The sequence below is a fragment of the Lysobacter koreensis genome (assembly GCF_042677045.1).
GTDB lineage: Bacteria > Pseudomonadota > Gammaproteobacteria > Xanthomonadales > Xanthomonadaceae > Lysobacter_K > Lysobacter_K koreensis.
Map to the genome: position 1 here is coordinate 613,597 of NZ_JBHTIH010000002.1, position 9,179 is coordinate 622,775.

Below are 9,179 nucleotides of genomic sequence, written 5' to 3' on the forward strand. Positions count from 1 at the left end.
AACGGAAGCCGATGGATCAATCGCTTCACCCGCCCAGCCTTTGCCTGGGTTCGCAAAGGAGCCACCCCATGACCACCCCCACCGCACCGGAGCGCGCCCCTATGGCAGCCGATGAGGTGCTGCGGGTGATGGAAACTGCATCGAGACGATTGCGGCTTGAGCGCTGGCCACAGAATGCTGACGAAATTGAGCAAGCCAGCACCGCCGTCGCCGCGCTGGTGGCCGAGCGGGATGCGTTGCGGGGGCGCGTGACGTTTCTTGAGGCGTACACCGAGCAGTTGGCCGGAGAGAAGTTCAGCGACCGCAATCACACGGCCCTGCAATCGCGAACCAAGGCCGCCGAGTCCGCCCTGGCCGATGCGCTGCCGGATGCGCTGCGGTATCGCGTGCTGCGGGAGCAGGACGTTCGATTCAACCTGTCCCCAAAGTTCACGTTAGACCGCCTAGACGTCGTGATCGACAACCTGCTGGCGAACAAGGAGAGGACGAATGGAAACGATGAATAAGGCCCTGTTGGCTATCGCGGCAGAGAAGGCAGCCACGCCCGACGCAATCGCCGCGCTGCGGGCGCTGGCTGAGATGGAGGGCGACATGCTGGCGATGGCGCAGCACGTCAATGCAAGCAGTCCGCAGCACAAGGAGCGACGCCTGCGAGAATGGGCCGGGCAGCTCCGCGCCCTCCTCGACTCCGACGCCTTCCGCGCGATGGGGCGGGAACTGGCTGAGAGCAGGGCTGCGGCCAAAGAACTGGTGGCGAGTCTTCGAGCAAAAGCCGAAGTGGGCCATGCGGTCGAGTCGCGCGGCATGACCTTCGCCGCCGATCCGCGCTGGTTCGATTCTTACGCTGACCGAATCGACCGCATCCTATCCGAGCGGGATGCCAGCGGCGCGCGGGAGGGGGAATCGTGAAGCTTCGATTCTATGTGGACGTGAATCCGTACACCGACCCGGCCCGCTGGGCGATGTTCGCCACGACGCAGCCGGCCGCGAAAGCGGACAACGCCAAGCGCATCGCCTTCGATGTGACGATCCCCGACAGCTTGGTCTACTCAATCGACGGGTTCGCGGCCGAGGTTAGCCAGATCGAGCAAGTCCCAGCCCCACCCAGCAGCGAGGGCGAGGGATGAGCATCGTTGCGAAGGCGAGAGAGCTAGCCCACCGCGCCCACGCCGGACAGGTGGACAAGGCTGGGCGGCCGTACATCGAACACGTCGCGCGCGTGGCCGCTGCGGTTGCGGACGATTCCGAGGCCGAGGCGGTCGCGTGGCTTCATGACGTGTTGGAGGATGCGCCGGACTATTGGGCAGAGGTCACGCGGACGGTATACCAGCGCCAGCAGGCGGCCATCGTGGCGCTATCTCGCACGCCCTTCAAACTTACCGCTTCCGCGTACTACGCAGGAATCCGTGCAAACCCCCTCGCCCTGCGCGTGAAGCTGGCCGACATAGCGGACAACGCGAACGAGGGCCGACTCGCGCTGCTGGATGCGGCCACGGCTGCACGGCTGCGCCGCAAGTACGCCAAGGCCATCGCCGCACTGACCGACGACCGCGAGGTGCGCCGTGGGGGCTGAACGCCGATTGAGGTTGCGCCAGGTGGTCGATCGCGTCGGCCTGCACAAGACGGCGATCTACGCCAGGATCGCGGCCGGCAAGTTCCCCGTGCCGGTCAAGGATGGCAGCGCGTCGTTCTGGCTCGAGTCGGAGATTGAGGCGTACATCGCCGCGTCGAAGGCTGCGCGGGACGGGGATCAAAACGGGGATGAGCGTGCCGCCGCGTGACTGAAAGCCCGTAACAAAAGGCTATGCGGGGAAGTGGTGGCGGAGAGAGTGGGATTCGAACCCACGGAAGGTTTGACCCTTCGGCGGTTTTCAAGACCGCTGCCTTAAACCACTCGGCCATCTCTCCGGGGTGTGGCTGGCGGCGGGCATTCTCGCACGGCCGCGCGCCGATTCGCCTGGCCGGCGCTCAGCGCTGGCCTTTCGCGTTGTCCGCACAGGGCTTGCCCTTGATCTCGGCGCATTGCAGGCGCGCCGCCTCGACCAGCGCCGGGGCCTTCTCGGCGAGGAAGTCGATGAACACCCGCACCGCCGGCAGCAGGCCGCGGCGCGAGGCGAACACGGCGTGGAAGATGCCCTGCGGCAACCGCCACTCGGGCAGCACGACTTCCAGGTCGCCGCGGCGCACGGCTTCCGAGCAGATGGTCTCCGGCAGCAGGGTGATGCCGACGCCCTGCTGGGCGAGCTGCATCAGCATCGGGAAGTCGAAGCCCATCACCCGCGGCTTGAGCTCGACCCGACGCACTTCGCCATCGGGGCCGTGCAGTTCCCAGCGCTGGCGCGCGTCGTCCTCGCTGACGCTGAGGGTGACGTGTTCGGACAACTGGTCGGGGTCGCTCGGGCGGCCCATGCGCTTGAGGTAACCGGGGCTGGCGACCAGCAATTCCTGGATCTGGCCGAAGCTGCGCATCACCAGGCTGCCGTCGTCGTCAAGCTTCGCGCGCACGCGCAAGGCGACATCGACGCCCTCGTTGATGATGTCGACGCGGCGATTGCTGACCTGCAGCTGCACGCGCACCTGCGGGTACTTGGCGAGGAACTCCGGCAGCAGCTTCGGCATGTGCTGCTGTGCCAACCCGACCGGCACGCTGACCCGGATCACGCCGCGCGGCTCGGCGCTTAAACGGTCGACCACCTCGTGCGCGGCCTGTGCCTCGGCCAGCATCGATTGGGCGTGGCGGTAGACGCTGGTACCCACGTCGGTGACCGCGAAGCGGCGCGTGGAGCGCTGCAGCAGGCGCACGCCCAGGTCGGTCTCGAGCTGGCTGATGCGGCGGCTCAGGCGCGACTTGGGAATGCCCAGCGCACGCTCGGCCGCAGCGAAGCCGGAGTGGTCGACCACCATCGCGAAGTAGTAGAGGTCGTTGAGGTCATGCATGGCCAAGTTCCATATACAGAACAGTTAGTGATATTTGACCAGCTTTATCCCACCAAGGCAACAACCTAGATTGGTCCCCGACGCGGCGCTGCCGCCCACCCGAACGAGGCCATCCCCATGAAGTTGCTGCACATCGACTCCAGCGCGCTCGGCGCGAATTCCGTTACTCGCGAACTCACCGCGGCGATCGCGGCACGCTGGCAGGACACCCTGCCCGGCCTGGCGATCGCGTACCGGGACCTCGACGCCGACCCGGTGCCGCACCTCACCGGCGCGGCGCTGGCCAAGACCGACCCGGTGGCCGCGGCCGACGCCGAGCACGTGCTGCAGCAGTTCCTCGACGCGGACGTGATCGTGATCGGCGCGCCGATGTACAACTTCGCGATTCCATCGACGCTCAAGGCCTGGATCGACCGGGTCACCATCGCCGGCCGGACGTTCCGCTACACCGACACCGGCCCGGTGGGCCTGGCTGGCGGCAAGCGCGTGATCATCGCCAGCGGTCGCGGCGGCATCCACAGCGGCGCGCCCAGCGATTTCGTCGAACCGTACCTGGCCTTCGTGCTCGGCTTTCTTGGCGTTACCGATATCGAGTTCGTGCGCGCGGAGGGCGTGGCGTACTCGCCGCAGCACCGCAGCGATGCGATCGCCGCGGCACTGGCGGCCATTCCGGAGCCGCTGCGCGCGGCAGCCTGAGCCCACGGGTGGCGGCGCGCGCCGCCGCCAACCTTGTAGGAGCGGCTTTAGCCGCGAGATTTCGTCATGGCGCCAATGGGGCGCAGAAGCTCGCGGCTAAAGCCGCTCCTACGCCGCGCAACAAGTCCCTTGGTTAACGCTCCCACAGGACATGCGCCTGCGGGGGACGCCAGCGGGCGACGATCAGGCGATGCGGTCGATGCCGCCCATGTACGGGCGCAGCGCCTCGGGCACGGCGATCGAGCCATCGGCGTCCTGGTAGTTCTCCATCACCGCAATCAACGCACGGCCGACGGCGACGCCGGAGCCATTGAGCGTGTGCAGCAGTTCGGGCTTGCCGGTGGCCGGATTGCGCCAGCGCGCCTGCAGGCGCCGGGCCTGGAACGCCTCGCAGTTGGAGCACGAGGAAATCTCGCGGTAGGTGCCCTGCGACGGCAGCCAGACTTCCAGGTCGAAGGTCTTGGTCGCGGCGAAGCCCATGTCGCCGGTGCACAGCAGCATGCGGCGGTACGGCAGGCCGAGCTTCTCCAGCACCACCTCGGCGCAGCGCGTCATGCGTTCGTGCTCGGCGTAGCTTTCGTCCGGCCGCGCAATCGACACCAGTTCGACCTTCTCGAACTGGTGCTGGCGGATCATGCCGCGGGTGTCACGGCCGTGGCTGCCGGCCTCGGCGCGGAAGCACAGCGAGTGCGCGGTCATGCGCAGCGGCAGCGCGGCGTCCTCGAGGATCTCGTCGCGGACGATGTTGGTCAGCGGCACTTCCGAAGTCGGGATCAAGTAGCGCCGCGTATCACCGACCTGGGTGTCGAACAGGTCTTCCTCGAACTTCGGCAGCTGGCCGGTGCCGAGCATGCTGTCGGCGTTGACGATCAGCGGCACGTTGGTCTCGCTGTAGCCATGCTCGCCGCTGTGCAGGTCGAGCATGAACTGCGCCAGCGCGCGATGCAGCCGCGCGAGCTGCCCGCGCAGCACGGTGAAGCGCGCGCCCGACAACTTGGCGCCGGCGTCGCCGTCGAGCCAGCCGTTGCGCGCGCCCAGTTCGACGTGGTCCTTGACCGCGAAGTCGAAGCTGCGCGGCGTACCCCAGCGGTGCTGCTCGACGTTGCCGCTTTCGTCGTTGCCGGCCGGCACCGACTCGTGCGGCAGGTTCGGGATGCCCAGTGCGATCGCGTCGATCTCGGCCTTGATCGTTTCCAGCCGCGCCTCGCTGGCCTTGAGCTCGTCGCCGAAACAGGCGACCTCGGCCATCAGCGCCGCCACGTCCTCGCCCTTGGCCTTGGCCTGGCCGATCGCCTTGGAGCGCGTGTTGCGCAGGTTCTGCAGTTCTTGGGTGCGGACCTGGATCTGCTTGCGCTCGCCTTCCAGGGCTTCCAGCGAACCGGCGTCGAGTTCGAAGCCGCGGCTTGCACGCAGGCGCGTGGCGAGATCGGCGGGGTTGTGGCGCAGCAGGTTCGGATCGAGCATGGGGGATCGTTCGCAAGGAGCGGGCGTGGCCGCCGGGCGATCGCGATGGAGCGCGAAGGCAGACGGTGACGGGGGTCGCGATTATCGCAGCGTTGGCGGCGCAATGGCCGGGAATTGCCGAACTGTTAACGCCGGGCGCTGCAAGATCCGGCGATCGCCGCTGACCCCGTACCCATGTCGACACCCTCGCCTGCACCTGCATCGCCACCTGGTGCCAACCGTTTCGCGTCGTGGCTGCCTGCGCGCAAGGCGCTGCTGTGGGTGCTGCTGGCGTTCGTCGCCGGCCTGCTGCTGTTCGCGCTGGTGTTATCGCGTGGTGGCGACGATTTCTACCGGGCCGGACCCGCGCCGCCGACCGCGGCTGGTCCCGATTACGCGCCGCTGCCGACACCGTTGCCCGCGGGCGGCCAGGACGCAAGCGGCATGCAGCCGCCGCCCGCGAGCGAGGGCGATCCGGATGAGCGCCCGCAGCTGGTGGAAACGCGCCCGCCCTCGCCGCCCCCGGTGCCGGCAGCCCCGGCACCGGCGCGCCCGCCCCCCGCGCCCGTGGCCAGTTCGCAGCCGCAACCGATCGCCGGGCAGACGCCCGCGCCGCGCTATCCGCCGCAGGCGCTGCGACGCGGCGAGCGCGGCACGGTGCTGGTGCGCGTGGAGATCGGCCCGGACGGCGTGCCCGGCGCGGTCAGCGTCGCGAGCAGCAGCGGCTCGCGCCTGCTCGACCGCGCGGCCGTGGATGCCGTGCGGCGTTGGCGGTTCCGGCCGGCGCAGGCCAATGGCCAACCAACCGTGGGCAGCGTGATGGTGCCAATCAGTTTCACTCCGGACTGAAGCTCGCCGCGTTGCCAATATCCTGCCGGCGGCCTCACCGGCCGCTCACGACCGCCTCGCGAAGCTCGGATCCACGCCCGCGCAGGGCTTTCTGAGGAGCAGGCACATGGCGGATCCCACCCAGAGCAATTACGAGCGCCCGGCCACCGATGCCGATGTCGCCAGCACCGCGCCGCACGAGACCGTGCACCGCAAGTCAATCCTGCCGTGGCTGCTGGTCCTGCTGGCGGTGTTGGTGATCGGTTGGTACCTGCTGAGCCGACGCGCGCAGGATGCGCTGTCGCCCGCGCCGACGCCGATGCAGACCCCCGCCGTGACCGAACCTGCGCCCGGCAGCGACACCACGCCGCGCTCGACCCAGCGACCGGCGCCGCGTCCGAGCACCGAGCAACCCCGCGTACCGGCACGACCGACCTCCGCGGCGCCCGAGCGCATCGTTGGCCAGAGTCCGGAGCCGTCGTACCCGCCGGAGTCGCTGCGTCGCGGCGAAGGCGGCACGGTGTTGCTACGGGTGAACGTCGGCGCCGACGGCCGGCCGGGCGAGATCGATTTCGCGCGCCGCAGTGGCTCGCGCGAACTCGACCGCGCCGCGCAGGACGCGGTGGCCGCTTGGCGCTTCACCCCGGCCACGCAGAACGGCAAGCCAGTCGCGGCCGTGGTCGAGGTACCGATCGAGTTCAAGCCGCAGCAGTAGCGTCCCGCAGGTGCATGCCGGCCGCGAGCGCGGTCGGCATGAACCCGGGGAACGAGGTCGCGACGTTGGCCACGTCGTGGATCCGCACCTCGCCACTGGCGAGTTGCGCGGCGACCGCGAAACTCATCGCGATGCGGTGGTCGCCATGGCTGCGCACCGCGCCGCCGCCGAAGCGGCCGCCTTCGATCACGGCGCCATCCGGCGTTTCGCCAATGTCGATCCCGAGCGCGCGCAAGCCGCTGGCCATCGTTGCAAGCCGATCCGATTCCTTGACCCGCAACTCGGCCGCGCCGCGGATCGTGGTGCGGCCGGTGGCGCAGGCAGCGGCAATGAACAAGGCCGGGAACTCGTCGATCATGTCCGGCACCAGCTCGACCGGCACCTCGATGCCGCGCAGTGGCGCGTGGCGCACCAGCAGGTCCGCAACCGGCTCGCCGCCCTGCTCGCGCGCGGTGGTTTCGACGATGTCCGCGCCCATCGCGCGCAGCACGGCCAGCAGGCCGGTGCGGCGCGGGTTCATGCCGACTGCCTCGAGCTGCAGTTCCGAACCGGGCACCACGCTGGCCGCGACCAGGAAGAACGCCGCCGAGGAGAAATCGGCCGGCACGCTGACGTCGGTCGCGCGCAGCACGTGGCCACCGGCCAGCCGGGCCTGGCCGGGCGCGTAATCGATCGGCCAACCGAACGCGGCCAGCATGCGCTCGGTGTAATCGCGGGTCGGGTGCGGCTCGCGCACCACAGTTTCGCCTTCGGCGTACAGCGCCGCCAGCAGCAGCGCCGACTTGACCTGTGCGCTCGCCACCGGCAACGCGTAATCGATGCCGTGCAGGCTGCGGCTGCCGTGGATGCGCAGCGGCGGCAGGCCGCCGGGATCGGTATCGATCAGCGCCCCCATCGCCGCCAGCGGCTCGGTGATGCGGCGCATCGGGCGTCGCGACAGCGACGCGTCGCCGACCAGCACGCTGTCGAAGCCCTGCCCGGCCAGCACGCCGGCCAGCAGGCGCATGCCGGTACCGGCGTTGCCGCAATCGAGCGCGTCGCTGGATGCGAGCAAGCCGTGCAGGCCGACGCCGTGGACGATGCGCTCGCTCGCGCTCGGCGTCTCGATGCGTACCCCGAGTTGCTCGAACACGCGGGCGGTCGCGCGGGTGTCCTCGCCCTCGAGGAACCCGGTGACATGGGTGACGCCTTCGGCCAGCGCGCCGAGCATCACCGCGCGGTGCGAGATCGACTTGTCGCCGGGTACCCGCAGCGTGCCGCGCAACGGCGCGCCGGGGGACGCGATCCAGTCCTGGCGCGGCGCGTCGCTCACCGGACGCTGGCCTGCGGCAACACCGCGTCCAAGGCGGCGAGCAACCGCCGGTTCTCGTCCGCGGTGCCGACGGTGATGCGCAGGTACTCGGGCAGGCCGTAGCCGGCCATCGGCCGCAGCACCACGCCGCGCTGGATCAGCGCCGCCTCGATCGCCGCGGTGTCGGCACCGAACTCGACCAGCACGAAATTGGTCTGCGAGGGCAGCACGCACAGGCCGCGCACGCGCAAGGCGTCGGCCAGGGCGGCGCGCTGCCTGGCGTTGCCTTCGCAAGTCGCGCGCAGGTGGGCGGCGTCGCCCAGCGCAGCCACGCACGCGGCCAGCGCCGGGCCGTTGACGTTGAAGCTCTCGCGCACGCGCTCCATTACCGCGACCAGGCCCGGCGCCGCGATCAGATAGCCCACGCGCAATCCTGCCAGCGCGTACGCCTTGCTGAAGGTGCGGGTGACCAGCAGGTTCGGGAACCACGCCAGCAGCGGCAGCGCGTCGGTCGCCGCATCGGCGTCGGCCGCTCCCGGCATCCTGCCTCCCGCGGGACTAGTACATCCCTGTACGTCGACCATCTCGGCGTAGGCCTCGTCGACCACCACGATCACCGCCGGCGGCACCCGCGCCATGAACGCGGCCAGCGCGTCGCGGCTGAACCAGGTCCCGGTCGGATTGTTCGGATTGGCCAGGTAGACCAGGGTCGTCGCCGGCGTGACCGCCGCGGCGATCGCATCGAGGTCGTGGCCCAGCGGCATCGCCGCGTCGCGCGGCAGCGCCTTGACCACGCGCGCGGTGGCGCCGGCGGCCTGCGCGGCCAGCGAGAACACCGCGAAGCCGTAGCGCGAGAACACCACCTCGTCACCCGCACCGGCGAACACCTGCGCAAGTTGCATCAGCAGCTCGTGCGAGCCGTTGCCGAGCGAGATCTGCGCGGCGTCGACGCCATGCCGTGCCGCAAGCGCGCGCTTGAGATCGGCGCCGAGAGGATCGGGGTAGCGGTGCAGCGAATCGAGCTGGCCGAGGATCGCCGCACGCGCCGCCGGTGACGGGCCGTACGGGTTTTCGTTGGAGCCCAGCTCGAGCAGCTGCGCCGCGTCGGCCGCTCCCGGCGTCCTGCCTGCCGCGGCACTAATACGTCCTTGTACGTCGGCCGCTCCCGGCATCCTGCCTCTCGCGGTACTAGTACGTCCTTGTACGTCGGCCGCTCTCGGCATCGTGCCTCCCGCAGCACTTGCACTTCCCTGTGCGTCGAACTTGCGG

12 protein-coding genes and 1 tRNA gene are annotated in these 9,179 nt (G+C 69.6%); 8 read left to right on the forward strand and 5 right to left on the reverse strand.

What is annotated here, in order from left to right; all coding sequences use genetic code 11:
- Window positions 1-68 precede the first annotated feature (68 nt).
- From ACFQZQ_RS03160 to ACFQZQ_RS03180, 5 genes are read left to right on the forward strand one after another with little or no spacing between them, the layout of a single operon-like run.
- Complete coding sequence (locus ACFQZQ_RS03160; protein WP_386811223.1) at window positions 69-506, forward strand: hypothetical protein; 438 nt, start codon at window positions 69-71, stop codon at window positions 504-506.
- Entirely contained in the window at window positions 490-909 is a 420-nt protein-coding gene (locus ACFQZQ_RS03165) for a hypothetical protein (RefSeq protein ID WP_386811224.1), read from the forward strand. The genes ACFQZQ_RS03160 and ACFQZQ_RS03165 overlap by 17 nt, the downstream gene beginning before the upstream one ends.
- Window positions 906-1,127 (forward strand): hypothetical protein, encoded by a 222-nt coding sequence (locus ACFQZQ_RS03170; RefSeq protein ID WP_386811225.1) that lies wholly within the window; start codon window positions 906-908, stop codon window positions 1,125-1,127. The genes ACFQZQ_RS03165 and ACFQZQ_RS03170 overlap by 4 nt, the downstream gene beginning before the upstream one ends.
- Window positions 1,124-1,573, forward strand: coding sequence for a phosphohydrolase (locus tag ACFQZQ_RS03175; protein ID WP_386811226.1), 450 nt, complete (start codon window positions 1,124-1,126; stop codon window positions 1,571-1,573). The genes ACFQZQ_RS03170 and ACFQZQ_RS03175 overlap by 4 nt, the downstream gene beginning before the upstream one ends.
- The gene (locus ACFQZQ_RS03180) at window positions 1,563-1,781 is read left to right on the forward strand and encodes a helix-turn-helix transcriptional regulator (protein ID WP_386811227.1); all 219 of its coding nucleotides are present in this window, start codon (window positions 1,563-1,565) and stop codon (window positions 1,779-1,781) included. The genes ACFQZQ_RS03175 and ACFQZQ_RS03180 overlap by 11 nt, the downstream gene beginning before the upstream one ends.
- Window positions 1,782-1,818: 37 nt before the next feature.
- Here ACFQZQ_RS03180 and ACFQZQ_RS03185 read toward each other — a convergent pair.
- Together ACFQZQ_RS03185 and ACFQZQ_RS03190 are read right to left on the reverse strand one after the other, a co-directional pair.
- Window positions 1,819-1,908, reverse strand: a tRNA-Ser gene (locus ACFQZQ_RS03185).
- A 60-nt stretch (window positions 1,909-1,968) separates the two neighbouring features.
- Window positions 1,969-2,937 (reverse strand): LysR family transcriptional regulator, encoded by a 969-nt coding sequence (locus ACFQZQ_RS03190; RefSeq protein WP_386811228.1) that lies wholly within the window; start codon window positions 2,935-2,937, stop codon window positions 1,969-1,971.
- A 117-nt stretch (window positions 2,938-3,054) separates the two neighbouring features.
- On the opposite strand from ACFQZQ_RS03190, the gene ACFQZQ_RS03195 reads away from it, so the two are divergent.
- Window positions 3,055-3,633, forward strand: coding sequence for an FMN-dependent NADH-azoreductase (locus tag ACFQZQ_RS03195; protein WP_386811229.1), 579 nt, complete (start codon window positions 3,055-3,057; stop codon window positions 3,631-3,633).
- Between the two features lie 183 nt (window positions 3,634-3,816).
- Here ACFQZQ_RS03195 and serS read toward each other — a convergent pair whose 3' ends face one another.
- Window positions 3,817-5,097: a serine--tRNA ligase gene (gene serS, locus ACFQZQ_RS03200; RefSeq protein WP_386811230.1), complete on the reverse strand. Its 1,281-nt coding sequence runs from the start codon at window positions 5,095-5,097 to the stop codon at window positions 3,817-3,819.
- Window positions 5,098-5,271: 174 nt separating this feature from the next.
- Here serS and ACFQZQ_RS03205 point away from each other — a divergent pair, with 174 nt between their 5' ends.
- Together ACFQZQ_RS03205 and ACFQZQ_RS03210 are read left to right on the forward strand one after the other, a co-directional pair.
- A complete protein-coding gene (locus tag ACFQZQ_RS03205) occupies window positions 5,272-5,925 on the forward strand; it encodes an energy transducer TonB (protein ID WP_386811231.1) in 654 nt (217 codons plus the stop codon).
- A 106-nt stretch (window positions 5,926-6,031) separates the two neighbouring features.
- Entirely contained in the window at window positions 6,032-6,619 is a 588-nt protein-coding gene (locus ACFQZQ_RS03210; protein WP_386811232.1) for an energy transducer TonB, read from the forward strand.
- On the opposite strand, the gene aroA is transcribed toward ACFQZQ_RS03210, so the two are convergent.
- Together aroA and hisC are read right to left on the reverse strand one after the other, a co-directional pair.
- Window positions 6,603-7,931: a 3-phosphoshikimate 1-carboxyvinyltransferase gene (gene aroA / locus ACFQZQ_RS03215; protein WP_386811233.1), complete on the reverse strand. Its 1,329-nt coding sequence runs from the start codon at window positions 7,929-7,931 to the stop codon at window positions 6,603-6,605. The two genes, ACFQZQ_RS03210 and aroA, sit on opposite strands and share 17 nt — an antisense overlap.
- Window positions 7,928-9,082: a histidinol-phosphate transaminase gene (hisC, locus tag ACFQZQ_RS03220; protein ID WP_386811234.1), complete on the reverse strand. Its 1,155-nt coding sequence runs from the start codon at window positions 9,080-9,082 to the stop codon at window positions 7,928-7,930. The genes aroA and hisC overlap by 4 nt, the downstream gene beginning before the upstream one ends.
- Window positions 9,083-9,179: the final 97 nt, after the last annotated feature.